This is a genomic window from Litoreibacter ascidiaceicola, assembly GCF_900129235.1.
Classification (GTDB): Bacteria; Pseudomonadota; Alphaproteobacteria; order Rhodobacterales; family Rhodobacteraceae; genus Litoreibacter; species Litoreibacter ascidiaceicola.
Window position 1 is genome coordinate 61,983 of sequence record NZ_FQUV01000006.1, and the last position, 26,635, is coordinate 88,617.

Below are 26,635 nucleotides of genomic sequence, written 5' to 3' on the forward strand. Positions count from 1 at the left end.
GAATGGTATCGCTTGGTTCTCTATTTGTATGGCCAAAGATTGGTCATGCAGATTGTGAAGTGTTATTGTTCCAACGATGATAGGCGCTTCAGTTCGACTCTTTCTTAGGTAGCGCGGTCTTGGAGTGGCGGTTTTTTTTCAGCGCTTCGAACCCGATGATCACGTCCAAAAGTTCGGTCGTGATTTCGCTCTGCCGCATCGACCGTGTCTCAGACATTAGCGCATCCAAACGATCGTCCACCGATTGCTCCGCTTGGCTCATCAAAGCCAAACGTGCGGCGTTTTCGGTCACAAGCGCCTCAGCTGCCGCCCGAAACATGCTGGCGAACAGGTGGTTACGAATGAGTGCCTGAAAGAGCGTAGTCGGCGGCATAGAGAAAGCTGGAAGACTGCGTGAAACCCAAGGCTTGGTCTGCAGTTCTTGCACGAGATCTCGGTCGAGGGGCAAAAGGGCAATCACCTCGGGTCGTTGACCTTTGTTCCCGTCCCGCGTGAAATAAGCGAGCGAGACCGCCACATCATCTGTTCCGTGGTCACGTCGCATATCATCAAGATGTCGGGTAAGCAGATTGGCAAGCCGGCCAATCCCATCCACGGATGCGGGCGGAAAGAACGTTGTCTCAGGCGCAAGGCGCTGATCCCGCAAAGCGTCCGCCATCTGCGCGCCGACGCACAAAACGATGGTCTGTTGCGAGGCGTCGACAAGCTGTTCCGCAACATGGCTGGCCAGTACCTCGTTGTAACTTCCGCACAACCCGTGATCCGACCCAAACACGATCAGGACTTTGGTCCTTGCCGCTGAAGATGAGCTCTCAAGCGGACCAATCTGGCTGAGAAGAGCGTGGAGCCCGAGCAGAATAGTCTCGTGATAGGACTCAATTGCACGGGCAGCATGTTCATATGGCGCCGAATTGATCACCGATAGTGTCTTCATCGTATGCACGATGCTCCTGATACCTTCCATGCTGGCGGTGCGCCGCGACAGGACTTCAAGCGTTTGCGCCATTCTCGCCTCCCGTACTCGCGCGCGCAGCGCGTCCAAGGGCTATCATCTGGGTTTTGTCGTCTTCGGTCAGGGGTGCATTGTCTGCAATGCGCGTTGCCAAGTCCTGCAATTCACACGCAGCCGCTTGTCTAAGCGTGGCCATTACGGTCCCGGTCTCTGCCTCGCTCAAGCCGTCGAACTGACCTTCCATCGCCGCCACCAGAACTGCCAGTTGCTCCACCGCTGGCATCGGATCCCGCTCGGCCTGTCGTAGTGCTGCACGCACCGCCGCACCGCGTGTCAAGCGCGCGCGCGTTGCGTCGTCCAAACGAGTGCCAAAGCGGGCAAAATCCTCCAACTCTTCAAATTGCGACAGCGTCACGCGCAGGTTGCCCGCGACAGACCGGAACGCCTTGGTTTGTGCCTTGCCGCCCACCCGGCTGACCGAGACCCCCAGATCGACCGCCGGAAATTGGTTTTTGCGCACAAGCCTCGGCGATAGGTATATCTGCCCGTCGGTAATCGAGATCAGGTTTGTGGGGATATAAGCAGACAGGTTTTCTGCCTGCGTCTCGACCACGGGCAAAACGGTAATCGACCCGCCGCTTGTGAACTGCCCTGCCCGTTCCAGCAATCGTGCGTGGATATAGAAAATATCTCCGGGAAACGCCTCACGCCCCGGTGGGCGGCGCAAGAGAAGCGACAATTCACGGTAAGAACGCGCGTGGTGGGTAAGGTCATCAAGGATCACTAAGACGTCCCGCGCCTGATCCGAAAAATACTCCGCCATCGTGAGCGCCGCATAAGGTGCCACATAGGCCAGCCCTGCCGCTTCCTCATCTCCTGCAGCTAAAACAATCGTGCGCTCCGACATCCCACCGTCATGTATCGCGCCAATCACCTTTGCCACCGCATCCCCGCGCTGGCCAATGGCGCAGTAGATGCAGATCACATCGGTGTTTTTCTGATTGAGGATTGTATCAACCGCTACCGATGTCTTACCGGTCTGCCTGTCACCGATAATCAACTGGCGTTGACCCAGCCCGATGGGCACAGCCGCATCGATGACCTTGATCCCTGTGCCCAAGGGGCGCGCGATCGCTTGGCGATCCAAGATTTGCGGGGCTTCCGCCTCGACCGGCCGAACAGTTTGCACGCGGATTGGCCCTTTGTCGTCGCTTGGCGCACCAAGGGCGTTCACAACACGCCCCAACAATGCGTCACCAACCACTGTGCTGACAACCTCGTGGGTCCGCATCACGCTCTCACCGATGGTAACCCGGTCGGACGACCCCAGTAACACTACGCCAAGCCGTCCCGGTTCAAGGTCCAGAACGATGCCCTGCACGCCGCTGGCAAATTGCAGCAACTCATCGGATAACGCCCGCTCTAAACCGGCAACGATGGCGATCCCGTCGCCGACCTCTGCCACCAATCCGATCTCGCTGAGTTGCGGAGTGGGTGACGGTGCGTTTATCAGAAAATCAAGAATTCTATCGGGGTCTGCTCGGGCTCGCGTGACTTCACTGCTCATGGGATTTCACCCTAAGATCATTGCCCGCCGTCAATTGTTCTTCAATCAGGCAGGCAAGACCGTCGATGTAGGAATCAACAGTCCACGCGAGCTGTGCCCCGCCAACCCGCAAAACGAGACCCGGTGCTTGCGCTTCATCAGTGCCGAATCGCACTGCAACCTCGGGGAACGCTCCCCGGAGTTCCGAGGTCAATTCTTCTTCCACCAGATCTGGCAAGGAACTTTGCGACGTTATGACTGCCTCTGTCGCCTGCCCCGCCGCGCGCTGTAAATCGGGCACCATCGGCTTGGCTTGTTCGACCAAGCGGTGCGCAATCCGCACTTCTAACGTCTCATCCGCGAGATCTCTGAGCGCCTTGCGGGTCAGTGACAAAAGCGCCCCAGCCCCTGCGCGATGCATCTTCGCTGTATACTTCTGCGCCTCGTCGTCCAGATGCGTCTTCAACGCGTCATGTTCCCGCTCCAACCGCTTTTGCGCGTCAGCCAGCAGAACGTCGCGCTGTTCTTCGGCCGATTTCCGGATCGTCTCCGTCATCTCAGATTGTGCGACGTTCAAGGCATGCACCTTGTCTTGGTAGGCCTTCTCCACCGCCCGCGCCTGTTCCTTGGCAAGAACAGCTTCTTGCATTCGATCTCTGATCTCGACTTCACGCGCATCAATGCCGTCCAGAATGGGCCGGTATAGAAAACGCTTCAATAGCCAGACAAGCACCAGGAAGTTGGCGATCTGTGCCGCGACAGTGATCCAGTCAATCGACATAAATCAACTACCTGCCGCCTGCGCCGCTTCCACCGCAGCCGTCCAAAATGGATTTGCGAAAATCAGGATCATCGCAACGACGAAGCAGTAAATCGCTGTAGATTCGATCATCGCAAGACTGACGAAAAGGGTGCGCGAAATAGTTGAGGCTGCATCGGGTTGTTGGGCGATAGCATTCAGCGCGTTTGAAGCGGCTCGCCCTTCGCCAAGGGCCGGACCGATTGCGCCGAACGCTACAGTCAGCCCCGCCGTAAAGATAGAGATTGCAGCGATTAAGCCTAGGTCAGTCATGGGTTTTCCTTTTCTGTATTTGGAGGGGTGGCAGTGGCACTGGAAATGTAAACAGTCGCCAAAATCGCAAAGATGTAGGCTTGGATCAGCCCCGTCAGCAGGCCCAGAACGTCCATCACAACTGGGAAGAAGAAGGGCGCAACACCGAGCAGGATCGCCGCGATAACGGCACCGCTCATGATATTCCCGTAGAGGCGGATGGCGAGAGAGATGCCGCGTGAAAATTCTGAGATGATGTTGAACGGCAGCATGATGAAAGACGGCTCAAGATAGGTTTTCAGATACCCGCCCAGACCCCGACTGGTAATCCCAAAAAGCGGCACCGCGATCAGAACGGACAGAGCCAGCGCTGTGGTTGTCGAGAGTGACGCCGTTGGCGGTTCAAACCCGGGTACGACCAACAGGAGGTTCGACATGGCGACGAACAAGAACAGCGTTCCGACATAGTATAAAAGATGTCGTTCGCGGCGGCCCGCCACCTCTTCGATCTGGGCTTCGATGCCTTGTACAATCACTTCCAACATGGTCCGCCAGCGGTTTGGCGGGACATCCGGGCGCAAATTGCGCGTGATTAAGATCGCAGAAACCGTCAGCAACGCCATAACCACCCATGTGTAGAAAATCGTTGCGTTTATAGGGACACCCCACGCTTGAAACATGATGGTTTGATCCGGGGACAGGTTCATTGCGCACCTCCAGATGGGGTGCTGACGCTTGCAACGGTCAAACTAATGAAGCGGACGATGACGAAGGCGGCGGCGTATCCCAAAAGGGACCATGGACCACCCTGCTCCACGACAATCCAACCAACACCCAGAAGGGCTGCAATCCTGATTGCGGCGCTGAGCACCAATACAGCGACAGGTTTCACCGACCGCAAAGCCATCCGCATGCCCAAACCGAGACCCGCAAAGAACACGGCGCTCGTCGCGGCACCGATTGCCAATCCCAAAATCAAGGAGCTCCAATCAAAAGACATCATTTGTCACCTCCTTCCTTGTTGATCCATGCCGCTGCGATAAATCCACCGACGACCACGCCCGCGAGGATCAGGGCAAGCGTCCATGGAAACCCTTTAGGGGTGACGCGGTCGAGCCAGAGCCCCAGAAACGCTCCTCCAACGGTTGGAACGGCAATTGACCAGCCGATCATCCCGAACGTCCCAATCCCACGCAACGGGCTTGGACCAGGGTTGTCACGGTTCGATTTCATCCGTTTGGCCTGGCGTGCGATATCGTCCACCGGTTTCTTAGGATTCTCCGTCATGACAATGGCCTTTGCAGTTCGGCGAACCTGCGCACCATATCAGCCTCAAGGCGCGACAAGGCCGACCGCGCCTGCCGTTCATCTTCATCCATCTGGATGAAATTTGCCTCTACAGTGTCCTGCAATGTACCTAGGTCATCCCCGCGCACACCGCGCAGGGCGATAACGACAACCTCGTGACCTTTTTTGACCAGAAGCCCCTCGTCGAGACCGAAAATCTCTTCGGAGCCATCCTCCAGCCGCAGCGTCAGAACCGAAGGTACAATCGCGGTAACGAAATCGATATGGTTGGGCAAAATGCCGAAAGCGCCATTCGGGGCCACGGCACCAATACGTTCAGCCCGCCCTTCAAACAGCGTCCTCATAGGCAACCTCAGGGTCACATTCATGTCGGCTGCCATGCTCATGATGCCGCCTCCAAATCCTGAAGACTGCCGATCATATAATAGGCGCTTTCCGGCAGATCAAAATCTGTCTGGTCCAGGATTGTCTCGCATCCATTCAGTGTTTCAGCGACAGGCACCATTTTGCCTTTGGTCTCACTAAAAGACTCAGTCGTCACAAAAGGCTGTGTCAAAAACCGCTCTAACCGCCGCGCCCGCGAAACGGTCGCGCGATCTGCCGAGGACAGCTCTTCCAACCCCAGCATGGCGATAATGTCGCGCAACTCCTCGTATTCTGCCAAGGTGCGGCGCACTGCGCGGGCGATGTCGTAGTGCCGCTGGCCCACAACGGAAGGCGTCAGCATAACCGAGGCAGAGGCCAGCGGATCAACCGCCGGATAAAGGCCTTCGCTGGCCCGTTTGCGCGACAAAACTACCGAGGCCGAGAGGTGCGAGAAAATATGCGCGGCGGCTGGGTCCGTAAAATCGTCTGCAGGCACATAAACAGCTTGGATCGAGGTGATGGCACCCCGTTTGGTCGAGGTGATGCGTTCTTCCAAGCCTGCCAATTCCGTGGCCAAAGTCGGCTGATACCCAACCCGCGACGGCATCCGACCCATAAGACCTGACACCTCAGACCCCGCCTGCACAAAGCGGAAGATGTTATCGATCAGCAGCAGAACGTCCTGCCCTTTGTCATCGCGGAAATACTCGGCCATGGTCAGAGCAGTCTGCCCCACCAAAAATCGCACACCAGGGGCCTCGTTCATCTGACCAAACAGCATCACGGTCTTATCGCGCACGCCCGCTTCACCCATCTCACGGTACAACTCTTCTGCTTCACGGGACCGCTCACCGATACCGCAAAACAAGCTCACACCGTTATGATGTTGGACGGTGTTGTTGATTAGTTCCGTAATCAGCACTGTCTTGCCAACGCCTGCGCCGCCGAACAGCCCGGTCTTACCCCCGCGCTCGATGGGTGACAGAAGATCAATCGCCTTGATCCCCGTTTCAAGGATTTCGGAATGCAGCACGCGGTCGCTCAATTTAGGTGGGCTTTTGTGAATCGCTCGACGCTCAGCCACGTCCGGCGCTGGAAGGCCATCAATGGGCGCTCCGAAAACGTTGAGCATCCGGCCCAGCACCGCCTCGCCCACCGGCACCATGATCGGTCTACCCGTTGAACGGACCGGCATACCAAGGCCGAGGCCTCGCACAGGAGCCATAGCCATCGCACGAACCATCCCGCGCCCGATCAGTGATGAAACCTCCAACGCTACCTCGCCTGCATAAAGCAAATCGTGAATACGTGGGACCGTGCCGTCGAACACGACATCCACAACGCCCCCACGAATGGCAGCAATGTGGCCTTTGATCAAAGCATCTGGTTTGGGAGAGGTGTTGGTTGTCATGGTGTGTCTCGGTTCTCTGCTGCAATTCGCGTGCCCGCCTTGCCCTCAAGGATGGCCAGCGCATCGGCAAGACGGCCAATACCGGCAAACCCGCCCAACTCGGCAAATCCACACGCAGCACTGACCTTAGGTCCCATCGACCCTTTGGGCATGGAAAGTGCCCGCCCCTGGTCCGGGGTCAGATGAGCCATGGGCGTCGCGGCGTCTGAGCCAAAAGCCTGATAGACGGCATCAACATCCGTCAGCAGAAGCAAGGCATCCGCACCAATGTCCGCAGCTAGCATGGCGCTGGCAGCATCCTTGTCTATCACAGCCTCTACCCCGATCATGCTGCCATCGGCGCGCCGAATTACAGGTATACCCCCGCCCCCCGCACAGATCACGATCACGCCTTGATCTAGCAACAACCGCAGGACGCGCATGTCCGGAATCTCAATGGGCGCAGGCGACGGCACGACACGCCGCCAATCTTCGCCATCTTGCGCAATGGTCCACCCAGCCGCTTTGGCGCGCGCTTCGGCCTCGCCCCGCGTGTAAACGGGCCCGACGAACTTGGTTGGCGTGTGAAACGCCGGGTCTTTTGGATCGACGATGACCTGAGTGAGCAACGTGGCAACGGCGTGGTCATGGCCAAGAGAATTTTCCAACTCCTGTTCTATCAGGTAGCCGATCATACCTTCAGTCTCGGCCCCCAGAACATCCAGAGGATAGGCTTCATCTGGCTTATAGGCCGCGCCTTGCAAAGCCAGAAGCCCCACCTGCGGCCCGTTCCCATGGGTGACGATCAATTGATGGCCAGCGCGCACGATCCGGGCCAACGCCTCTGCTGCCGTCCGGACATTGGCACGCTGCGCCAGCGCCGTCAGCGGTTGACCGCGCTGCAGCAGCGCATTGCCGCCCACGGCTGCGACGACCAACATCTCAGGCTCCCAAGGTGGCGACAAGAACCGCCTTGATTGTGTGCATCCGGTTTTCGGCCTGATCAAAGACGATGGACGCAGCGCTCTCGAACACCTCTTCAGTGACTTCCATCGCATCAATGCCGAACTCGGCTTTGATCTCGGCCCCCACGGTGGTTTCGGCGTTATGGAATGCGGGCAGACAATGCATGAAACAGCTGCGCGGATTGCCCGTTTTGGCCATCACATCGGCGGTCACTTGATACGGTGTCAGCAGCTTGATCCGCTCACCCCATTTCTCCTTGGCCTCGCCCATGGACACCCAAACATCCGTGTAGATGAAATCGGCCCCTTTTACGGCCTCGTCCACATCTTCGGTAATGGTAATCTGGGCACCCGTCTCGGCGGCAATCGCTTGTGCCTCGTCGCGGATCGCCTGAACGGGCCAAAGGCTTTGGGGCGCGCAAAGCCGCACATCCATCCCCATCTTGGCCCCACCGATCAACAAGCTGTCGCCCATATTATTGCCGGCGTCGCCCAGAAACGCATAGGACACCTGATGCAGCGGCTTATCGACATGCTCCTGCATGGTCAGGAAATCAGCCAAAATCTGCGTGGGGTGAAATTCGTTGGTAAGGCCATTATAGACCGGCACACCAGAGAAGTCGGCAAGCTGTTGGACGACGTCTTGCCCAAAGCCACGGTATTCAATCGCGTCGTAAATCCGCCCTAGGACTCGCGCGGTGTCCTTGATGGATTCCTTGTGCCCGATGTGGGATCCTGTGGGTCCAAGATATGTGACCCGCGCACCCTGATCATAAGCGGCCACCTCGAAACCCACGCGCGTGCGCGTGCTGTCTTTCTCAAAGATCAGCGCGATGTCCTTGCCTTGCAGCGTCGGAACTTCCGTTCCGGTAATCTTCGCGGTCTTCAGGTTTGCTGCAAGTTTCAACAGGAACGTGATTTCGTGAGGTGTGAAGTCCCGCAGGGTCAGAAAGTGACGGTTTCTAAGATTGTAAGCCATTGTATTAGTTCCATTTCCTGGTTTCGGTCATGACCTCTTCGACATTTCGGCGGTAAGAGTAGGGCATCGGCTCTCCACGCCCTATTCGTAGCAGCAAAGAAGGGCGGCCCTCTGTCTCCCCAAGCAGCGTTGCAACTTGATCACGCTGCTCGGAGACTTCAATCGCCTGATTAATATGCGCGTTCATCAGCCCCAAAGAGGTGGCGGCAAGCGCAAATCTCTGAAATGCACGGCCAGTTTCGACCCAATTCACTGGCGTGTTCCGGTCACTGACAAATACGGCCAAAGCAGAAGCGCTCGAAATCTGATGACGAATTTTGGCGGTTTCCGAACTTACCCGGAAAACGAAGGGGAAAATCACGCGACCCACCCATTCGGGCAAACTCGGGTTGCCAAGGCACCGCCCAAATAACCCGTCGCGCCGAATTCTGGCCCCTCGCGCGCTGAAGCGTATCCACAGCACAAGCTCAGCAACGAACTTGGGATTAGCCATTTGTTTTGCATTGCCAACAACGACCATTTCACGCAATGCGGCGATACATTCCGGTGATTGTATCAGGTGAAATGTCACGTCCGGACCAGCGGCTGCATCGGTCAATGCCAGTTTTTCAGCCTCAGTCAGCGGTTTGCCATCAAACAGGGAACGTGTCGTTTGCCGCAATGGAATTGCCGCAATAAGCGGTGAAGCCGGGATGGCTTCTTCGACCAAGTCAATTTGTACTGAGGCGCCGTCGCTAGCAATACATGGCGTCGCGACGATACCGAACCCTGACGCAGCGATCACAATATTTTCTGTCGCGCAGCCGAGACTGACGTGAAGATGGTGATCGTCAGGATCGACAACCACGCAACGGCGGCTACGATCAATATGTACCGTGATGCGGTCCTCACTGACGTCGAAAAACCACGGTTGCGTGTTGTGGCTGTTGGTAGCCAATGTGGCGTAGCGAACCAATTCCCGATTCCGGCGCATGGGCGCACGGCTTCGTGTGTCGAGCGGGCGGCGGCAAGTATCCATGGTGGCGGTGTAATCGCTCAATGTTTTACCCCCCTCACACCGGATCACGGATTGTCGGGCAGCTCATGCAATGCCCACCGCCGCGGCCACGGCCCAACTCGGCACCAGGTATCGCAAGAACCTCGATTCCGGCCGCCTTGAGCGCCGCGTTTGTGTCGTCGTTGCGATCGTAGCCAATCACCACGCCGGGACGCAGAGCCAGAACGTTGTTGCCGTCGTTCCATTGCTCACGTGCGCGCTCTTCCTCGGTGTTGCCACCGGTCGGCACGATTTGCAGGCTTTTATAACCCAGCACCTCGGCGACAATGTCGAAGATCGGACGCGGGTCGAGGCGAAACTCCAGTGGCGCGCGGCCCTCGCCGGGGCGAATGTCGTAGCAGATCAACTCATCCGCGACCTCTTTGAAGGTCGTCACCACGTCACCGCCACACAGCGTAAAGACCGTATCCAGATGCATCGCGGCCCGCGACTTGGGAATGCGGAACGCCAGGACACGCTCAGCCGCCCCTGTATCAAATAACGCCTCGGCCAGTTGCCCGATCCCTTGTGGCGAAGACCGCTCACCCATACCGACCAGAACAGTGCCGTTGCCTACTGGCATGATGTCGCCGCCCTCCACTGTCGCAAGCCCGTGGTCTAGTGTGGGATCGCCCCAGTGGATCGTCGTTTTGCCCGCGAACTTGGGATGAAACTTGTAGATTGCGGTATTCAACAGCGTCTCTGGCCGTCTTGCCGACCAATGCATGGGATTGACCGACACGCCACCATATATCCACGCAGAATTGTCGCGAGTGAACAGAGCATTGGGCAAAGGCGGCAGTATGAACCCGTGTTGGCCGAGATAACTGCCGAAAAGCCCTGTTGCCTCAAAGTCTAGATCATCCGTGGCAAGCCCGCCCAGCAAGTACTCAGCAAGTTGCACGCCAGACAGTTCATCCATCCAACTGCGCAACTCAGACATCATGCCAACGCCAATCTGATCTGGTGTGATCCGGTGATCCAACACCCAATCCCGGCCTTTGGGGATGTCCAGCGTCTCGGCCAGCAGATCATTGACGTCCAGAACTTCGACGCCCTCAGCGCGCATTGTCGCGGAAAAGACATCGTGATCCTTTTGCGCCTGTTTGACCCAAAACACGTCATCAAAAAGCAAGTCTTGGCAGTTTTCAGGCGTTAGGCGACGGTGCGCCAGACCCGGTCTGCAAACGATCACCTGTCGCAGTTTTCCAGTTTCGGAATACACGCCCAGTTTTTTTTCATTTTCCATAGAGATTTTCCTTTGAAAAGCGCGAGTCACAGGGCGCTGATTGCACCTGTCAACATCAGATAGGCCGCAACAATGGCGGCCCCGACGAGGCCAATCGCAATCAGGATTTCAACGGGAGAGAACATCTTTTCGTCTTCGGACTTACGCGCCCGGACATAGACAGGGATACCGACCGCATAGATGATCGCACACATCAGCAAATACGTTGGCCCTGCCGCATAGACCAGCCATGCCCCGTAAACCATCGCCAGCGCTCCAATAGCCATATCACGACCACGACTCTCTTGCAGATCATAGCTTTCGCCGGTCATCGCAAGCTTGAGCGCATAGGCACCAGAGAACACGTATGGGACTAGAATGGCAGTGGACGCGATGTAGAAAAGCGCGAGATAGGTCGAGTTCGCATATAGTGTTACGATCAGGACAACTTGCACACAGATATTGGTGATCCAGAGTGAACCAGATGGGGACCCATTTTCATTTTCTTTGCCAAAGGCCTCTGGCAGCATGCCTTCTTTGGCAGCTCGAAACGCAATTTCAGCTGCCAGCAAAGTCCAGCTCAGGAACGCACCAGCGACCGAGATCACAAGGCCGAACCTGACCAACACCGAGCCCCAAGGGCCAACGACTGACTCAAGTACATAAGCCATGGAGGCGGCGGCAGGCAGGGCCGCGAGGTCGGGTTGGGACATGACGCCAAGCGACAACAGAGAGACAAGCAGATATAGCAAGAGAACTGTGACGAAGCCAAGAATGGTGGCTTTGCCGATGTCGCTGCGCTTACGGGCACGACCGGAGCCGACACTGGCCCCCTCGATCCCAATGAAGACCCACAGTGTTACCAGCATCGTGCTTTGAACTTGGGTCGTGATGCTTCCGAGTGAAAGGGATTCAGTGCCCCAAAAATCCAGCTCGAACGTCGGCATGTTGAAACCCACGACGGCAAGGACGATGAAAAGAAAGATGGGTGCCAGCTTGGCGACCGTAGTAATCGTATTGATGATCGCCGCCTGTCGCACCCCCATCAAAACCAGCGCATGAACAAGCCATACACAGATCGAGGCACCGACAATGGCCTGCCACGTATTCCCCTCTTCACCGAAGGGTGCATAGAAATAACTGAGCGCGCCAAAAATCAGAACGACGTAGGATACGTTGCCGATCCACGCGCTGATCCAGTAACCCCAAGCACTGTTAAAGCCCACAAAATTGCCGAACCCAGCACGCGCATAGGAATACGGCCCCGCGTCAAGCGCAGGTTTGCGGGTGGACAGGTTCTTATACACGAAGGCAAGCGCCAGCATCCCGACACCAGTAATGAGCCAGCCAATGGTGATAGCCCCAGCGGATGCCCCGCGGGCCATGTTCTGCGGCAGGCTGAAGACCCCACCACCAATCATGGATCCGACGACGAGAGCCGTCAACGGCAGCAAACCTAATGTGCCGGATTTGGTCTGGGTCGATAAATCGTCTTTTGCTGTCAGATCGGTCGACATCGGCACACTCCTTTGCGTTTCAGGCTAAAAATACAGGACTGACCCAAGCAGGATTGACGTGCGTCAATAGGCAGACAGGACGATCAATTGGAAACCGATCAAGCTGGCTTTAGTGATCTGCGATCACGACAGGATCATTGAAAAGTAGCCACCAATGAGCGCGAGGACGGTTGTTAGGGCATAGCTCACCGGATAGGGCACTGCAGCAATTGAGCTTCCTGATTCCTCAATGATTGCATTCAAGCCCGGCGTGCTGTTGCGTCCGCCAGTTGTCGCACCGTCAGCGATAATCGAGTTAAGACCGAAGACCTTGGTCCCGACCCAAAAGGCTACCAATGGCGGAATGAGCGCTCCGGCAGTCCCGATCAATGCTAACCAAAGGATCGTGTCACCCCCTAGGGCTGAAATTACCTTCGGACCTACATTTGCTGAGAGAACGGCGACGAAGGCATTCAAACCAAAATCCTGAAGGAAGCTGCGGGCACCTTCATGCACCGGACCCCCAAATTCAGGGTTCCGGCTGCGAAAGTAACTGACGCCAACACCTGCGAGTATGCACCCAGCTGACGTCCCTAAGGCAAAGGGGATGCCCGAAATATGAACGGTCGCGATACCAACCAGATATCCCACCAACATCGCAAGAGACAGGTAAAGCACCTCGGACTTCAAGGTCGGCAAAATGACATGGCCACCCAGTTGGCTGGCGGCTGCTTTGAGCGCCCCGTCAGGCCCGGTCAACCGCAGTACATCCCCAAAACGCACGTCGCTTTTGGGACCCAGTGGAAGTTCGTTGCCCGCGCGAAACAGGGCCTGCACAGCGATACCGCCTGTGCCTTGGCTTTCAAGCTCTTCCAGTGTCTTTCCCGAAATGGCGTGTGAACCTACGTGAACGTCAGCAACCTCCATCGGGACGTTACGGGCCAGCGGATTATCGGATTCCGGCCCAATCAACTCCCCTTCCTCCAGAATGAGATCATGTACATTTGCGCGCACGGTCACGATATCGCCGCTAGAAATGATCGGGTTTTCTGCCGGATCCAGCACGACATCGTCGCGCACGACACGCAGGATCGGGACTTGCGGAAAGTCACTCGCCAACTTTGTCAATGTGCGGCCAACAAAGCTCTCATGTCTGACCTCGAAAGCGCGAAGATCATAGGGCGAAAACCCGATCGTCAGAGCTCCGGGTGCGCCGGGAACTGGATGGACGGCACCCCCGCTAAAATCAGCCTCGGCCTGTTTTGCATCTGCAACAGCATCATAGCCGAAGATGCGCGGAAGATAGCGGATCAACAGGATGATACCCACGCTCGAAAGCACATAGCTAATGGCATAAGCCGCCGCCATGTTCGCCCCGACTTCTTCGATTGTCATATCAGTTGGCGGGATATAGGCGCCGCTGGCCAGTGCATTCTGACCTACGCCTAAAATGGCGGTGATGGTATAGCTGCCGGAAATAAGTCCCGTCGCGTATCCCGGTGCCAGCCCGGCCCACGCGGCCCCAAAATAGCAAATCAGCCAGTTCAAGACAAAGACGATAAGCCCGATCCCGACAAAAGCCAAACCGCCCTTGCGCAGCCCTGAAAAGAACTGCGGCCCAACTTTTAGACCGAGCGCATACATGAACAACAATAGCATGAAAGACGACAGAATTCCGGGAATGGTATACGTGATGCCGTAAGCCGCTTCGGCGATCATCGAGAAGATGACGCCCACAAGCAAGGTCCCCGCGGTAGACCCCAGTGAGATGCCTTTGAGGCTATATTTACCAATGAGCGACCCCATCGCAAGCGCCAGTAAGACGAAGGCGATTGGCTGGTTTCCCAATAGCTGAAAAAAGCCGTGGAGCCCCGCTTCCGTGACCGGTTCGATTCTGTCCAAGACCTGCCCGACAACAATTTCAGGAGTAGTGGTTCCGCCGCTTTGTGCGACAACCGGACCACCAATCAGAAGCAATGGCGCGAAAAGAAAGTGGGTGTTGCGCTGCGTAATTGCGCCAACGCAATCATGTGCTTTAGCCATGATGAAACCCCGGCTTGGCTGTTGAATGCGGCACGGGGTTCTTTGACAAATGCTCAATCGCGCGATTGATGTCTTTAAGCAAAAGCGCTGCAAGATCGCGGCTCACGCCGTGCCGGATCAGAATGCGCTGGACGACAGTTTCTTCGCGGTCAGCGGGGAGCGGATAGGACGCGATCTGCCAGCCACGCATGCGCACCCGCTCGGACAAGTCATATAGCGTGAAGCCGTGATCGCCCTCTTTCAGCTTATAAGCCACCGCAGGCAAACCGCCGTGCCCGTCATAAACCATCTCGAACTGGCCAATCTTGGCCAACTCAGCGCCCAACCATTGCGCTGTATCTGAGCAGGCTTGCTGAATGGCGGTATACCCTTCACGCCCCAAACGCAGGAAGTTGTAATATTGCGCAATAATCTCGCCACCGGGGCGCGAGAAATTCAGTGCGAAGGTCGGCATATTGCCACCAAGATAATCGACATAGAAAATCAGATCATCGGGCAGATCGTCCTTTGACGCCCAGACAACCCAGCCCACACCCAGCGGTGCCAAGCCGTATTTATGCCCCGATGCATTGATCGAACGCACACGGTCAATTTGAAAATCCCAAACTAGGTCGCGCTGAATGAAGGGGGCAATAAACCCACCGGAGGCCGCATCAACGTGGATCGGGATATCGAGGCCGAGATCACGCTCCATTGCGTCAAGCTCCCGCGCCAACGCCTCGACAGGTTCATAGATGCCGGTAAAGGTGACGCCCAATGCTGCGACGACACCAATCGTGTTTTCGTCACAGTGTTCCCGCAAATCCGCCGGTTGCAGGCCAAGTGCATCGCCCTCCAAAGGCACTTCACGGATCTCAACATCGAAATAACGAGCGAATTTCTTCCAACAGATCTGGACTGGGCCCGTCACGATATTGGGTTTGGCTGTATCCTTGCCCTCAGCCTCGCGCCTTGCCCGCCACTTCCATTTGAGTGCAAGCCCGCCCAGCATCGCGGCCTCACTCGATCCGGTTGTTGAGCACCCAATCGTGTCCCAAGATTTTTCCGCATGCCAAAGATCCGCAAGGATATGCACGCAGCGGCTCTCAATTTCCGCAGTCATGGGGTATTCGTCCTTGTCGATCATGTTCTTATCGACAGCGTCGGTCATCAACTGCTTAACCTCGTCTTCCACCCAAGTTGTGCAGAAGGTCGCAAGGTTCTGGCGCGCATTGCCATCTAGCAAGAGCTCATCCCGGACGAGTGCATAGGCCGCATGCGCTTCAGTCAGGCCGTCTGGCATCCGATATTTTGGCAGACTTCGCTCCGACGAACTCGTCGAATAGATATCTTCGATACTTGGGTGCAAATGATCTTTGACTGCATGGATCGGCATCTGTTGTGTCCTTTCGAAAAGCTATCTCACCCCGCAGGTGATGATTTGGGCATCGAGACACATTTGACCGAACGGACATGGGCAGGATTGACCTGCGTCAAGCCGCAAACACGTCGTTGAAACGCGTGTTAATTCGCAGCCATGGTTTTCCGGAACCGCATTAAGGCAAGTACAAAAAATATCGCGCTCAACCCTGCCATTACAAGCATATCGGGCCAAACAGTATTGAGCCCTGCGCCCCGATAGAGGATTGCCTGCGAGAAGGCGACGAAATGCGTAGACGGAGAGATTTGCATGATTGTTTGCAGCCAATCGGGAATGCTCTCCATGGGCGTGGTGCTGCCTGAAAGAAGGTTCATGATCACCAGAACCGGCAGCGCCAGAAGGCCAAACTGTGGCATCGATGTTGTGAACGTTGCCAGAAGTATTCCAAGGCCCGTGACGGACACCAGATAGAGCACCGTTCCAGCTACAAAAAGCGTGATCGATCCTGCGATGGGAACTGCCAGAATGCCCTGCACCACCAGCCAGAGCGACAAGACAGCCGCCACGTTAATCGCCAAACCATTCGCCCAGATCTTCGCCAGCATGATTTCCGCTGGCGAGACGGGCATGACGAGAAGATGCTCAATCGTTCCATGTTCGCGCTCTCGGATGAGGGCCGCACCCGTGAGCAACACAGACAGAATGGTTACGTTATTGATGACCTGCATCACGGAAGAGAACCATGTAGATTGCAGGTTTGGATTGAATTTCGCAGTCACAACCAGATTGATGGGCAGAGATGTGGATGTGTCATCGCCCGCGATGAATTTGGTGACTTCAGCCGAGATGATCTCCTGAAGAAAGACCGACCCGTTCCCGGCCTGCACCATCGCCGTCGCGTCGACGTTCAACTGAACTTCGGGAAGGCGCGCCGCGATCACGTCCGCCTCGAATCCGGGAGGGAAATACAGCACGAAGACATAGTCGCCTTTGTTCATCACGCGGTCGATGTCGGTCGCAGAAATCTCCTCAGGCGTGTCAAACTCAGGTGGCAGAATCGCTTCTATGATCCGCCCTGTCAGGTCCGAACGGTCCAGATCGACATAAGCCACCGAGGCATTCACAACTTCCAGCTTTGCCCCCGTCGCCACGGCGTAGACCGCAAAGCTGAAAATATAGACTATGAGCAAAAGCAGCACTGGATCAGCACGAAGACTGCGCAGTTCCTTCAACCCGAGCCGATAGATATTTGACAACCACTGCATCATTTCATTTTTCCTGCTTGCCAAGCATCTGGATCGACACAGCAATAAACAGAAATGCAAAGCCGACCAGAACGACATGATTTTGCCAAAGCTCCGCGAATCCAAGTTCCTTGGTGAATGTGCCAACGCTGATTTGCTGATACCAAGCTGATGGAAAACCCAAACCAATCATGCGACCGCCGCCGGACAGCGACGAGACCGGGACCAGCAGGCCGGAAAAATTCACAGCTGGAATAATTGCGATGATAGCAGCTGCAAAAGTGGCTGCGACCTGCGTTCTGGTAAATGTCGAAATCAACACGCCAAAGCCAGTAGTCGCCAAGACATACAAAAAGGTTCCAACAAGCAAAGCAAACCCCGATCCCCGGACAGGGACGTGGAACACGGCGTAGGCCACGACCAGAAGCGTCAGAAAGCTCAGCATCGCAATTACGACATAGGGCAACTGCTTGCCCAAAACGAACTCGGTCCGCGTCACCGGCGTCGAGCGGAAATTGGCGATTGATCCAGTCTCTTTTTCCCGAACGACCCCCATGGCCGCCATCATCGCTGGGATCAGGACAAGCATCAGCATGATGACCGACGGCACGATAGCAAAGACACTTTTGAACGCCTGGTTGTAGCGAAAGCGGGTCTCGATCTCTGCGCCGCTGGTGTCTATTGCCTCGCCGTAAGTGCGCTCAATCTGATCTTCCATGTAGGTTAAGGCCAGACCTTGCAGATACCCGCGCGCGGTTTCAGCGCGAAACGGCATGGCGGCATCTATGGCGATGCGGACTTCGGGTGACTCATTCCGCAAAAGCATACGCCCAAAGTCAGGGGGAATTTCAATTGCGATTGCGATTTCGCCTGCTCGCAGTCGCGCCTCCAGTTCCTCTGAACTCGTCGCTGAGGCTTGTTCCGCAAAATACCGCGACCCGGAGAAGGCCTCGAGCAAGGTACGGCTCTCAGACGTTTGATCCTGATCAAGAACAGCATAGGGAAGGTCCGTAACGTCAAAAGAAATGCCGTAGCCGAAGGTCAGCATCAAGATGACCGGCCCCAGAAAGGCGAAGGTCAATCGCAGCGGGTCGCGCAGAATTTCCATTGTTTCGCGCAAGGCAAAGGCCCAGAGGCGTGCGAACTGGAAGCCGCTTTGGCGCTGAGGTTCCGGTGCTCTGAATTGGGTGGGCGATGACGATGCAGGTGTCGTTTGCATTTCCTCGATATCGCCTGCTGCCTCTCGCAGATAGCTGATAAAGGCGTCATTCAGAGTTGCCGCTTCCTTGGATTTTGTGATCTCTGTCGGTGCACCCACCGCCAGAACCCGCCCGGCATGCATCAGCGATATCCGGTCACAGCGCTCTGCCTCGTTCATAAAGTGAGTTGAGACAAAGATGGTGACTCCATTATCGCGCGACAAACCCACTAGATGCTGCCAGAACGCGTCTCGTGCAATGGGGTCCACCCCTGACGTTGGCTCATCAAGGATCAGAACTTCGGGCGCATGAATGACCGCAACAGCTAGCTGTAGCCGCTGACGAATACCAAGCGGTAGCGCGTCTGGTTTCTGATCAGCCTCGTCACGTAGTGCAAAAGTATCCAGCATTTCGGCCACCCGCCCTGCCCGTCTGGCAACCGGGATCTGATACAATTCAGCGTGCAGATCGAGGTTCTGGCGCACTGTCAGTTCGCTATAAAGCGAAAAGGATTGCGACATGTAGCCAACCCGCTGGCGGGTTCGCATGTCGTTCGCATCCAGCGGCTCGCCGAACAGTAAGGCCTGCCCATCACTAGCCGGAAGCAGGCCCGTCAACATCTTCATTGTCGTCGTCTTGCCGCAGCCGTTGGAGCCGAGGAATCCGAAGATCTCGCCGCGTTCAATCTCGAAATTCACACCATCTACCGCAACGAAATCGCCGAACCGTTTGGTTAGAGATATCGCCTGAACTGCAGGGGTCCCTTCGACATGCGCGCGCGGCGGCACAACCACATCCCGGTGACCCTGGCGTGCTGCTTCGGGCAATAATGCGATGAAGGCCTTCTCCAACGTAGACTGGCCGGATTGTATCCGCACATCCTCTGGGGTTCCGGTCGCGATGACTTTGCCATCAGACATGGCTGCCAGCCAATCAAAACGCTCAGCTTCTTCCATGTAGGCCGTTGCGACGATGACGCTCATGGTAGGGCGTTCGCTCCGGATACGGTCGATGAGGTCCCAGAACTGCTGACGCGAAAGCGGATCAACGCCCGTCGTCGGCTCGTCCAGAATCAATAGATCAGGATCATGGATCAGTGCCGAACACAGTGAGAGCTTTTGCTTCATACCACCAGACAGCTTTCCTGCGGGACGATCTGGAAACGGGTCCAGTCCGGTGGCTTTCAACAGATCAGCGATACGCTCCTCGCGTTCCGCCTTGGATTGCCCGAAGAGCCTGCCAAAGAAGTCCAGATTTTCTGTGACCGTCAGCGTTGGATAAAGGTTCCGCCCCAGACCCTGCGGCATGTAAGCGATGCGGGTGTTACAGTCCTTCAAATGGTGGCGATCCCGAATGTCGCCCCTTAAAACTTGCACTTGCCCCGTCTGCACCTTGCGTACACCCGCAGCAAGCGCCAGCAATGTCGATTTACCAACACCGTCTGGGCCGATCAATCCTGCCATACAGCCCGCAGGAATATCCAAACTAATGTCGTCCAGCGCCGCAGTCGCCCCATAGCGATGGGTTACGCTGGACAATTGGACAATGGGCGCATCGGTCATTGGGGAAGACGGACAGCAAGATCAGCAGGCCAGACGGCACCTTCTTTGACCAATACGTATCCAACACCCGGAACCCCGGCACGCGCTCGATCCTGATAATCTGCAAGCAGTTCTGGCGCGATGGTCAATTTGACCCGGAACATCAACTGATCCCGCTCTTGTTGAGTCTCAACCGATCTGGGCGTGAACTGAGCCGTGCTTGCAACAAAGGTGACTCTGGCGGGAATGACGTAATCTGGAATCGCGTCAAGAACGATGCGAGCCTCGGCTCCGATAGCCAATCGTCCTGCATCACCAGACGGAAGAAAAATCGACATGTACATATCAGAAAGATCAGTGAGTGTTACGACCCGCCCTCCCGCACCAAGGATTTCGCCGGAATGCGCTAGGACGTACTGAACACGACCTGCCCGTGGTGCGGTCAGTTTTGCATCAGAAATTAGGCTTTGAAGGCGTTCGACAGAAGCCTCAGCCGCTGCGATGTTAGCCTCTGCCAGAGGTATCCCTGCCTCTGCTGCCGCAAGGGCAGCCTGTGCTGTATCGAGAACAGTGCGCTGCGTGTCCGACTGTGCTTCACTGTAGAACCCATCCGCAGTCAGCTTCTCGACGCGCGCAAACTCTGTCTCAGTCGTTAACGCCTCTGATTTGCGCTGACGCAACAGGGCCTCCGCCTGCAACTTTTGCTGCTCGGCTTGACGAACTGTCGCCTGCGCCGCGTGTAGCTGCGCATCAAGCTCGAATGTTTCCATTTCTGCGATAAGCTGTCCGGCCTCGACCCAGTCTCCCTCTGCCACAGCCACCTCGGCTATCCGACCCGCAAGCTTTGTGGCTATCTCGATCCTCTCGGCCTCAATGCGTCCATTGGAAGAGCCAATGCCATCTGGTAGCGACGCATCGACCGAGTTTTGCCACCAAAGCGCACCAGCACCAACAGCGGCAAGAAGGGCTACGACTAAGATCACCCATTTCTTGTTCATGATCTGCAATCCATCAAAAATACTCCCGAAACGTGAGGGGAACGACGTGTCTTAGGTCGCTCAATGACCGCCAATTGCCATCCCAGCTTGTCTGGTGATTGACGAACATCAATCGGCAGTCACCAGCTTGACGATAGCTCACCTTCAAATTCCATAGTTTGAGAAAGGTCCAAGCAATGGCAAAGATCACACCCCTTCGGGACGGAAAAACTCCACAGAAAAAGGTTGGCGCGCCGCCACCCCGCAATGTCTCCCAAGCGATAAGCGTAGCCAAAGATTCAAACCCGCTTTCGCACACCCACACCACGATGGAGCAAGCATTAGACAAAGGGCTAAAAGCGGCCTTGGCCAAGTTTACGGCGGGCCTTTCTCCGATTGCGCTGGCCTCTGCCTATTCTGATTGGGCCATGCATCTGGCATCTGCTCCGGGAAAGCGCCTGGAGTTATTGGAGAAGGCCGGGAAGAAAACTTGGCGGCTGGCAAATCATGCGACCCATTGTGTCGGCAATCCCGACACGTCTGACACCTGTATCACGCCATTGCCTCAGGATCGGCGCTTCAAAGATGAAAGCTGGCAGAAATGGCCCTTTAACCTAATGTACCAGAGCTTCCTGCTAAACCAACAATGGTGGCACAACGCGACCACAGGTGTCGAAGGGGTGACGCAGCAGCACGAGAACGTCGTCGAGTTCGCCTCGCGCCAACTGCTCGACGTATTCTCCCCATCAAATTTCGCAATGACAAACCCCGAAGTGCTGAAACAGACCGCACAAGAGGGCGGAATGAACCTGTATCACGGGTGGCAAAACTTCATCGAGGATTTATCGCGCGCCAGCGCTGGAAAACGCCCTGTTGGTTCGGAGGATTTTGAAGTTGGGCGCAACATGGCGACCACGCTGGGAAAGGTCGTCTACCGCAACGACCTGATGGAACTGATCCAATACGAGCCCACAACCGAAAAGGTCCATCCAGAACCCATTCTAATCGTTCCCGCATGGATCATGAAATACTACATTCTTGATCTGAGCGAGCAAAACTCGCTGGTGCGTTATCTGACGGCGCAGGGCTTCACCGTCTTCATAGTTTCATGGAAGAACCCGAATGCAGATGACCGGGATCTGGGGATGGATGATTACGTTTCCTTGGGCGTCATGGATGCGCTTGAAGCAGTCGATGCGATTGGCGGCGGGCACAAGGTTCATGCGGTAGGCTATTGTCTGGGCGGCACATTGATGTCGATTGCTGCCGCCGCGATGGCGCGTGACGGCGACGCGCGCCTCAAAAGCCTGACACTGCTCGCAACCCAGATCGACTTCACAGAAGCGGGCGAGTTGATGTTGTTTATCGATGAAAGCCAGTTGACGTTTCTCGAAGATTTGATGTGGGACCAAGGCTACTTGGATACCACGCAGATGGCGGGTGCGTTCGAGCTTCTACGCTCGAACGACCTGATCTGGTCGCGGGTCGTGCATGACTATCTAATGGGTGAACGCACCCCGATGAATGATCTGATGGCATGGAACGCCGACGCTACCCGCATGCCATACCGAATGCACTCGGAATACCTACGGCAGCTGTTTTTGAACAACGATTTGGCCGAAGGTCGGTATCTTGTCGATGGCAAGCCAATCGCGATTTCTGACATCCGCGTGCCGGTGTTTCTTGTGGGCACTGAGCGCGACCACGTGGCACCTTGGGAATCTGTCTACAAGTTCAACCTGCTTTCGGACACGGACGTGACTTTTGTTTTGACAAGTGGTGGGCACAACGCCGGCATCGTGTCTGAACCAGGGCATCCGCACCGCCACTACCGCGTGCGGGAAAAAGCTAAGGACGATTCCTATATCGACCCCGGTCGCTGGATACACGAAACATCCTCTGTGGACGGATCTTGGTGGCCGGTTTTGTCAGGTTGGGTCGCAGAACGGTCCGGTGAAAAGGTCACCCCTCCAGCGCTTGGAGCAAAGGCGAAGGGCTATGCGCCACTCTGTGATGCGCCCGGTACTTTCGTGTTCCAGGAGTAGTCGGAGATGCTTGATACTCTACTAAAAGGCAAACGCGGTCTTGTCGTTGGAATTGCAAATGAGCATTCCATTGCTGCAGGTTGCGGCATGGCATTTCATGCGGCAGGGGCCGACCTCGCGGTGACCTATGCTCAAGAACAATCCAAGCCTTTTGTTGCTCCCGTCGTGGCCAAATTGGACGCACCGATTTTCCTACCTTTGGACGTTCAGATCGATGGACAACTCGAGGCTGTTTTTGAGGCGATTAATCGCGAGTGGGGTCAGCTCGACTTCATTCTACACTCAATCGCCTACTGCCCTAAGGATGATTTGCATGGCCCGGTGAGCGAATGCTCAAAGGAGGGTTTCGCTCAGGCAATGGACATCTCGGTTCACTCCCTGATCCGAATGGCGCGCCTTGCGGCCCCACTGATGACTAACGGCGGAAGCATCCTAACAATGAGCTATTATGGTGCCGACAAAGTCGTCGATCACTATAACATCATGGGGCCCGTCAAGTCAGCGCTGGAGGGAACAGTGCGTTATTTGGCCGCCGAGCTTGGCCCGAAACAAATCCGGGTAAATGCGATCTCGCCTGGCCCTCTGCAAACCCGCGCAGGTTCCGGAATTGACCACTTCGACGAATTGATCGAAGCCGCGCGTCATCGTGCACCCCAACAGAGCCTCGTGGGTATCGAAGATGTTGGTCAGATGGCGGTCGGACTGGTCAGCGACCTGTCACGCAAAGTGACCGGCAACATCGCTTTTGTCGATGGCGGTTATCACGTCCGCGCATGAAGCCCACACCAGCACTTAAGGAAAACGAAACGGCACGAACAACGCTTGTTATGGACGGACCACACAGCCTCGGGCGCGCAATCTTGGTTCTCGCAGGTGCTGATGCCGATTGCATCGCCGCTCAACACTCAGTGTGAGCCGGCCCGACACAAAACAACGGAGCTACAAATGACCAAGAAGACACTCAAATGGCAACCCGACCTCAGCTACCCCGCTGGCAAAGGAGCGACCGAGCAGCGCTTCACCTCAACGGCAAATGGCGATGATCTGGAAATCGACACCCACCCTTGGGGCGAGGCTGATCTGAAAATCAACCACAAGCAAACGGCACACGTCGATGGCAAACCCTCGGCCGGGGACGCGTTCCGCGAAGCCGAGGATATTGCAGAGAAGATTGAAGGCCAGAAAACCAAAGACGAACAGGCATCCCTCAATTCCTGAGGCGCGGCAAAGAAGAAAGGCCGGTATCAATGCAATTCATCGAAAACAGAACTTTTGACGAGATCAAAGTTGGTGACAGCGCCGAACTGACACGAAATCTAAAAGCGGAAGACATTGAATTGTTTGCCGTTATGTCAGGCGATGTAAACCCTGCCCATGTCGATGCAGATTTTGCCAAGTCCGATGTCTTTCACAAAATCATTGCGCACGGAATGTGGGGTGGTGCCTTGATATCGGCAGTCCTTGGTACGGAATTGCCAGGACCCGGAACGATCTATCTCAATCAAAACCTGAGCTTTCGCCGCCCTGTTGGCTTGGGCGACACAGTCACTGTTCGCGTAACTGTCACGGAAAAAGCAGCCGAACACCATCGCGTCACCCTCGATTGTCTGTGCCTAAACCAAAGCGGAGAAATCGTGATCGAAGGCGAGGCTCTGGTTATGGCTCCAACCGAGAAGGTACGCCGCCCACGCGTCAACCTGCCGGAAGTGCACCTTCATGAATGCGGCGCTCGGTTCAATGAGCTCATCGCTGCAACGAAACTCCTCGCCCCGGTGCCGACCGCCGTCGTACATCCCTGCGATGACCTGTCGTTGGAAGGAGCGCTGGCGGCTGCCGAGCAAGGAATGATCGTGCCGGTGCTAGTAGGGCCCGAAGCCAAGATCAGAGCCGTCGCAGAAGCTGGCAATCGAGATCTGACCGGGATAGAAATCGTCGATGTCCCGCATAGCCACGCAGCCGCCGAAAAGGCCGTGGCGTTGGCGCGCGCTGGCAAAGTGGGCATGCTCATGAAAGGCAAGATTCACACCGACGAATTGCTCGAACCGGTCGTGAACCGCGAGACAGGTCTCCGCACCGAACGGCGCATGAGTCATGTCTTCGCGCTCGATGTCCCAAACTACCCAAAGCCACTCCTCATCAGCGACGCCGCGATCAACATCTTTCCCGATCTGCAAGCGAAAGGCGACATCGTTCAGAATGCAATCGACCTTGGTCACGCGCTTGGCATTTCATGCCCAAAGGTTGCACTGCTGTCAGCCGTCGAAACGGTCACACCGAGCATCCCGTCGACCGTCGACGCCTCCGCATTGTGCAAAATGGCAGATCGCGGACAGATCACCGGCGGGCAACTCGATGGGCCACTGGCCTTTGACAATGCGGTGTCTCGCTCCGCGGCAGATGCCAAGGGCATTGTCTCGGACGTCGCAGGAAACGCCGACATCCTGATTGTGCCCGATCTTGAAGCCGGAAACATGTTGGCCAAGCAGTTGATTTATCTCGCGGGCGCGGATTCAGCGGGCGTTGTTCTAGGGGCACGAATCCCGATTGTGTTGACAAGCCGAGCGGACGGCTTGACGTCGCGCATCGCGTCAGCCGCCATAGCTCAGTTGTTCGTTCATCATTTTGCCAAAGGCATCTTGTCATGAGCGAAGTCATTCTGACCCTTAACGCGGGGTCCTCCAGCCTGAAGTTCGCCGTTTTTGAATTTGATACGACGCAAACCACGGCCAGCATCAGCGGAAAAATCACGGGGATCGGGCGAGCTCCCGAATTTTCGGCACGAGTTGGCGATGGTGCGGATCTTGAGAAAGGCATTCTGAATCACATCAATACCGCATCGAGCCACGAAGACATTATCGCGCTTCTGCTGGCTTGGCTGAAACAACATCTTGAGGACCGACCGCTCATCGCAATTGGACACCGTGTTGTTCATGGTGGCAGCTTCTTCGCAGCGCCAACCCGCATCACCGATGATGTGCTAAACAAACTCGAAACACTCAACCCTCTCGCCCCGCTACATCAACCGCACAATCTTGCTGCAATTCGAGCGGTGTCGAAATGGCATCCCGAAGTCCCTCAATTTGCGTGCTTTGATACCGGGTTTCACCAAACTCAAGATCGGGTGGCGTCGCTTTTTGCTCTGCCTCGGAGTTTGAGCGACGAGGGCATCGTTCGATACGGATTTCATGGGTTGTCTTATGAATACATAGCTAGTGTCCTCCCCCACCATCTCGGACAGCAAGCGGACGCGCGCGTGATCGTCGCGCATCTCGGAAATGGTGCGAGCATGTGTGCCATGAAGAATAGGCAGAGCGTTGCGACCAGTATGGGATTCACGGCACTCGATGGTCTGATGATGGGTCGCCGGTGCGGAACTCTCGACCCGGGCGTCGTGCTCTATCTCATGCAATCAAAGGGCATGACTGTCAGTCAGGTCGAGGCCCTGCTGTATCGCCAATCGGGCTTACTTGGGGTGTCCGGGATCAGTAACCATATGCAGGTTTTGCAAGATAGCGACGATCCGCATGCGCGCGAAGCCATCGAACTTTACGCCTTCCGTGCCGCCAGTGTTCTAGCCGGTCTCGCCACCGCCATTGGCGGTCTCGATGCCTTGGTGTTCACAGCAGGCATCGGCGAAAACTCAGCACTTATGCGACACCTGATCTGCGACCGCCTCGCTTGGATGGGTCTCTGCTTGGACAGCGAAGCGAACGATGAGAACGCAACGACAATCAGCTCATCCCACTCAACCGTGACAGTTCTGAAGCTGCCGACGAATGAAGAAGCCGTTGTTGCCAAGGCATGCCGAAGCATCGTCGCCAACCGCCCAATACAAAAATGAAATCGAAATCTAAGAAATTGATGGATGTAAAATCTCATGCTGCCCGAAATCGAAACCGCAAGACCTCG

Annotated in this window: 24 protein-coding genes; 5 read left to right on the top strand and 19 right to left on the bottom strand. The window is 56.0% G+C overall.

The annotated features are described in order from the left end of the window. Positions 1-88: 88 nt before the first annotated feature. The 19 genes from BUB72_RS13115 to BUB72_RS13205 all read right to left on the bottom strand — a co-directional run bounded on the left by BUB72_RS13115 (position 89) and on the right by BUB72_RS13205 (position 20,702). Positions 89-1,042, bottom strand: a complete 954-nt coding sequence (locus BUB72_RS13115; protein WP_245814847.1) for a F0F1 ATP synthase subunit gamma — start codon at positions 1,040-1,042, stop codon at positions 89-91. Next, a complete protein-coding gene (locus BUB72_RS13120) occupies positions 990-2,519 on the bottom strand; it encodes a F0F1 ATP synthase subunit alpha (protein WP_073144541.1) in 1,530 nt (509 codons plus the stop codon). Before BUB72_RS13120 ends, BUB72_RS13115 begins: the two co-directional genes overlap by 53 nt. Next, positions 2,509-3,279: a F0F1 ATP synthase subunit B family protein gene (locus tag BUB72_RS13125; protein WP_073144544.1), complete on the bottom strand. Its 771-nt coding sequence runs from the start codon at positions 3,277-3,279 to the stop codon at positions 2,509-2,511. The genes BUB72_RS13120 and BUB72_RS13125 overlap by 11 nt, the downstream gene beginning before the upstream one ends. A gap of 3 nt (positions 3,280-3,282) precedes the next feature. Next, positions 3,283-3,570: a F0F1 ATP synthase subunit C gene (locus tag BUB72_RS13130; RefSeq protein ID WP_073144546.1), complete on the bottom strand. Its 288-nt coding sequence runs from the start codon at positions 3,568-3,570 to the stop codon at positions 3,283-3,285. Continuing rightward, entirely contained in the window at positions 3,567-4,256 is a 690-nt protein-coding gene (locus tag BUB72_RS13135; RefSeq protein ID WP_073144548.1) for a F0F1 ATP synthase subunit A, read from the bottom strand. Before BUB72_RS13135 ends, BUB72_RS13130 begins: the two co-directional genes overlap by 4 nt. After that, positions 4,253-4,552 carry an N-ATPase subunit AtpR gene (locus BUB72_RS13140; RefSeq protein ID WP_217653860.1) on the bottom strand — a complete coding sequence of 100 codons (300 nt, stop codon included), beginning with the start codon at positions 4,550-4,552 and terminating at the stop codon, positions 4,253-4,255. The genes BUB72_RS13135 and BUB72_RS13140 overlap by 4 nt, the downstream gene beginning before the upstream one ends. Beyond that, on the bottom strand, positions 4,549-4,836 hold the full coding sequence (locus BUB72_RS13145) for an AtpZ/AtpI family protein (RefSeq protein WP_073144550.1): 288 nt from the start codon (positions 4,834-4,836) through the stop codon (positions 4,549-4,551). The genes BUB72_RS13140 and BUB72_RS13145 overlap by 4 nt, the downstream gene beginning before the upstream one ends. Continuing rightward, positions 4,833-5,243 (bottom strand): ATPase, encoded by a 411-nt coding sequence (locus BUB72_RS13150; RefSeq protein ID WP_073144553.1) that lies wholly within the window; start codon positions 5,241-5,243, stop codon positions 4,833-4,835. Before BUB72_RS13150 ends, BUB72_RS13145 begins: the two co-directional genes overlap by 4 nt. Beyond that, positions 5,240-6,634: a F0F1 ATP synthase subunit beta gene (gene atpD, locus BUB72_RS13155; protein ID WP_073144555.1), complete on the bottom strand. Its 1,395-nt coding sequence runs from the start codon at positions 6,632-6,634 to the stop codon at positions 5,240-5,242. The genes BUB72_RS13150 and atpD overlap by 4 nt, the downstream gene beginning before the upstream one ends. Next, positions 6,631-7,554 carry a carbamate kinase gene (arcC, locus tag BUB72_RS13160; RefSeq protein ID WP_073144557.1) on the bottom strand — a complete coding sequence of 308 codons (924 nt, stop codon included), beginning with the start codon at positions 7,552-7,554 and terminating at the stop codon, positions 6,631-6,633. Before arcC ends, atpD begins: the two co-directional genes overlap by 4 nt. 1 nt (position 7,555) lies before the next feature. Beyond that, the gene (gene argF, locus BUB72_RS13165) at positions 7,556-8,557 is read right to left on the bottom strand and encodes an ornithine carbamoyltransferase (protein WP_073144559.1); all 1,002 of its coding nucleotides are present in this window, start codon (positions 8,555-8,557) and stop codon (positions 7,556-7,558) included. Between the two features lie 4 nt (positions 8,558-8,561). Next, positions 8,562-9,596: an Acg family FMN-binding oxidoreductase gene (locus BUB72_RS13170; RefSeq protein ID WP_139250682.1), complete on the bottom strand. Its 1,035-nt coding sequence runs from the start codon at positions 9,594-9,596 to the stop codon at positions 8,562-8,564. A 13-nt stretch (positions 9,597-9,609) separates the two neighbouring features. Further along, the gene (locus tag BUB72_RS13175; protein ID WP_073144561.1) at positions 9,610-10,842 is read right to left on the bottom strand and encodes an arginine deiminase; all 1,233 of its coding nucleotides are present in this window, start codon (positions 10,840-10,842) and stop codon (positions 9,610-9,612) included. A 26-nt stretch (positions 10,843-10,868) separates the two neighbouring features. Next, entirely contained in the window at positions 10,869-12,338 is a 1,470-nt protein-coding gene (gene arcD / locus BUB72_RS13180) for an arginine-ornithine antiporter (protein WP_073144563.1), read from the bottom strand. Between the two features lie 123 nt (positions 12,339-12,461). Further along, positions 12,462-14,360 carry an aspartate:alanine exchanger family transporter gene (locus BUB72_RS13185; protein WP_083588674.1) on the bottom strand — a complete coding sequence of 633 codons (1,899 nt, stop codon included), beginning with the start codon at positions 14,358-14,360 and terminating at the stop codon, positions 12,462-12,464. Next, positions 14,353-15,735: a glutamate decarboxylase gene (gene gad, locus BUB72_RS13190; RefSeq protein WP_073144566.1), complete on the bottom strand. Its 1,383-nt coding sequence runs from the start codon at positions 15,733-15,735 to the stop codon at positions 14,353-14,355. Before gad ends, BUB72_RS13185 begins: the two co-directional genes overlap by 8 nt. A 128-nt stretch (positions 15,736-15,863) precedes the next feature. Beyond that, a complete protein-coding gene (locus BUB72_RS13195) occupies positions 15,864-16,988 on the bottom strand; it encodes an ABC transporter permease (protein ID WP_073144568.1) in 1,125 nt (374 codons plus the stop codon). A gap of 1 nt (position 16,989) precedes the next feature. After that, positions 16,990-19,725, bottom strand: a complete 2,736-nt coding sequence (gene rbbA, locus BUB72_RS13200; protein ID WP_073144570.1) for a ribosome-associated ATPase/putative transporter RbbA — start codon at positions 19,723-19,725, stop codon at positions 16,990-16,992. Continuing rightward, on the bottom strand, positions 19,722-20,702 hold the full coding sequence (locus tag BUB72_RS13205) for an HlyD family secretion protein (protein WP_073144573.1): 981 nt from the start codon (positions 20,700-20,702) through the stop codon (positions 19,722-19,724). The genes rbbA and BUB72_RS13205 overlap by 4 nt, the downstream gene beginning before the upstream one ends. A 176-nt stretch (positions 20,703-20,878) precedes the next feature. Between BUB72_RS13205 and BUB72_RS13210 the strand changes: the two genes are divergently transcribed. From BUB72_RS13210 to BUB72_RS13230, 5 genes are all read left to right on the top strand, one after another. Further along, positions 20,879-22,726, top strand: a complete 1,848-nt coding sequence (locus BUB72_RS13210; protein ID WP_083588675.1) for a PHA/PHB synthase family protein — start codon at positions 20,879-20,881, stop codon at positions 22,724-22,726. A gap of 6 nt (positions 22,727-22,732) precedes the next feature. Further along, the gene (gene fabI, locus BUB72_RS13215; protein ID WP_073144575.1) at positions 22,733-23,503 is read left to right on the top strand and encodes an enoyl-ACP reductase FabI; all 771 of its coding nucleotides are present in this window, start codon (positions 22,733-22,735) and stop codon (positions 23,501-23,503) included. 168 nt (positions 23,504-23,671) lie between these two features. Next, positions 23,672-23,944, top strand: coding sequence for a hypothetical protein (locus tag BUB72_RS13220; protein WP_073144577.1), 273 nt, complete (start codon positions 23,672-23,674; stop codon positions 23,942-23,944). A 29-nt stretch (positions 23,945-23,973) separates the two neighbouring features. After that, positions 23,974-25,371 (top strand): bifunctional enoyl-CoA hydratase/phosphate acetyltransferase, encoded by a 1,398-nt coding sequence (locus BUB72_RS13225; RefSeq protein ID WP_073144579.1) that lies wholly within the window; start codon positions 23,974-23,976, stop codon positions 25,369-25,371. Then, positions 25,368-26,567: an acetate/propionate family kinase gene (locus BUB72_RS13230; RefSeq protein ID WP_073144581.1), complete on the top strand. Its 1,200-nt coding sequence runs from the start codon at positions 25,368-25,370 to the stop codon at positions 26,565-26,567. Before BUB72_RS13225 ends, BUB72_RS13230 begins: the two co-directional genes overlap by 4 nt. Positions 26,568-26,635: the final 68 nt, after the last annotated feature.

What these genes read in the sequence shown, in the direction of transcription:
- BUB72_RS13210 (WP_083588675.1), top strand. Translation starts at nt 20,879, where the DNA reads ATGGCAAAGATCACACCCCTTCGGGACGGAAAAACTCCACAGAAAAAG.
- BUB72_RS13195 (WP_073144568.1), bottom strand. Translation starts at nt 16,988, where the DNA reads ATGATGCAGTGGTTGTCAAATATCTATCGGCTCGGGTTGAAGGAACTG.
- BUB72_RS13230 (WP_073144581.1), top strand. Translation starts at nt 25,368, where the DNA reads ATGAGCGAAGTCATTCTGACCCTTAACGCGGGGTCCTCCAGCCTGAAG.
- BUB72_RS13225 (WP_073144579.1), top strand. Translation starts at nt 23,974, where the DNA reads ATGCAATTCATCGAAAACAGAACTTTTGACGAGATCAAAGTTGGTGAC.
- BUB72_RS13150 (WP_073144553.1), bottom strand. Translation starts at nt 5,243, where the DNA reads ATGAGCATGGCAGCCGACATGAATGTGACCCTGAGGTTGCCTATGAGG.
- BUB72_RS13205 (WP_073144573.1), bottom strand. Translation starts at nt 20,702, where the DNA reads ATGAACAAGAAATGGGTGATCTTAGTCGTAGCCCTTCTTGCCGCTGTT.
- BUB72_RS13120 (WP_073144541.1), bottom strand. Translation starts at nt 2,519, where the DNA reads ATGAGCAGTGAAGTCACGCGAGCCCGAGCAGACCCCGATAGAATTCTT.
- gad (WP_073144566.1), bottom strand. Translation starts at nt 15,735, where the DNA reads ATGCCGATCCATGCAGTCAAAGATCATTTGCACCCAAGTATCGAAGAT.
- fabI (WP_073144575.1), top strand. Translation starts at nt 22,733, where the DNA reads ATGCTTGATACTCTACTAAAAGGCAAACGCGGTCTTGTCGTTGGAATT.
- BUB72_RS13125 (WP_073144544.1), bottom strand. Translation starts at nt 3,279, where the DNA reads ATGTCGATTGACTGGATCACTGTCGCGGCACAGATCGCCAACTTCCTG.
- arcD (WP_073144563.1), bottom strand. Translation starts at nt 12,338, where the DNA reads ATGTCGACCGATCTGACAGCAAAAGACGATTTATCGACCCAGACCAAA.
- atpD (WP_073144555.1), bottom strand. Translation starts at nt 6,634, where the DNA reads ATGACAACCAACACCTCTCCCAAACCAGATGCTTTGATCAAAGGCCAC.
- argF (WP_073144559.1), bottom strand. Translation starts at nt 8,557, where the DNA reads ATGGCTTACAATCTTAGAAACCGTCACTTTCTGACCCTGCGGGACTTC.
- arcC (WP_073144557.1), bottom strand. Translation starts at nt 7,554, where the DNA reads ATGTTGGTCGTCGCAGCCGTGGGCGGCAATGCGCTGCTGCAGCGCGGT.
- BUB72_RS13175 (WP_073144561.1), bottom strand. Translation starts at nt 10,842, where the DNA reads ATGGAAAATGAAAAAAAACTGGGCGTGTATTCCGAAACTGGAAAACTG.
- BUB72_RS13130 (WP_073144546.1), bottom strand. Translation starts at nt 3,570, where the DNA reads ATGACTGACCTAGGCTTAATCGCTGCAATCTCTATCTTTACGGCGGGG.
- BUB72_RS13140 (WP_217653860.1), bottom strand. Translation starts at nt 4,552, where the DNA reads ATGATGTCTTTTGATTGGAGCTCCTTGATTTTGGGATTGGCAATCGGT.
- BUB72_RS13220 (WP_073144577.1), top strand. Translation starts at nt 23,672, where the DNA reads ATGACCAAGAAGACACTCAAATGGCAACCCGACCTCAGCTACCCCGCT.
- BUB72_RS13185 (WP_083588674.1), bottom strand. Translation starts at nt 14,360, where the DNA reads ATGGCTAAAGCACATGATTGCGTTGGCGCAATTACGCAGCGCAACACC.
- BUB72_RS13145 (WP_073144550.1), bottom strand. Translation starts at nt 4,836, where the DNA reads ATGACGGAGAATCCTAAGAAACCGGTGGACGATATCGCACGCCAGGCC.
- rbbA (WP_073144570.1), bottom strand. Translation starts at nt 19,725, where the DNA reads ATGACCGATGCGCCCATTGTCCAATTGTCCAGCGTAACCCATCGCTAT.
- BUB72_RS13135 (WP_073144548.1), bottom strand. Translation starts at nt 4,256, where the DNA reads ATGAACCTGTCCCCGGATCAAACCATCATGTTTCAAGCGTGGGGTGTC.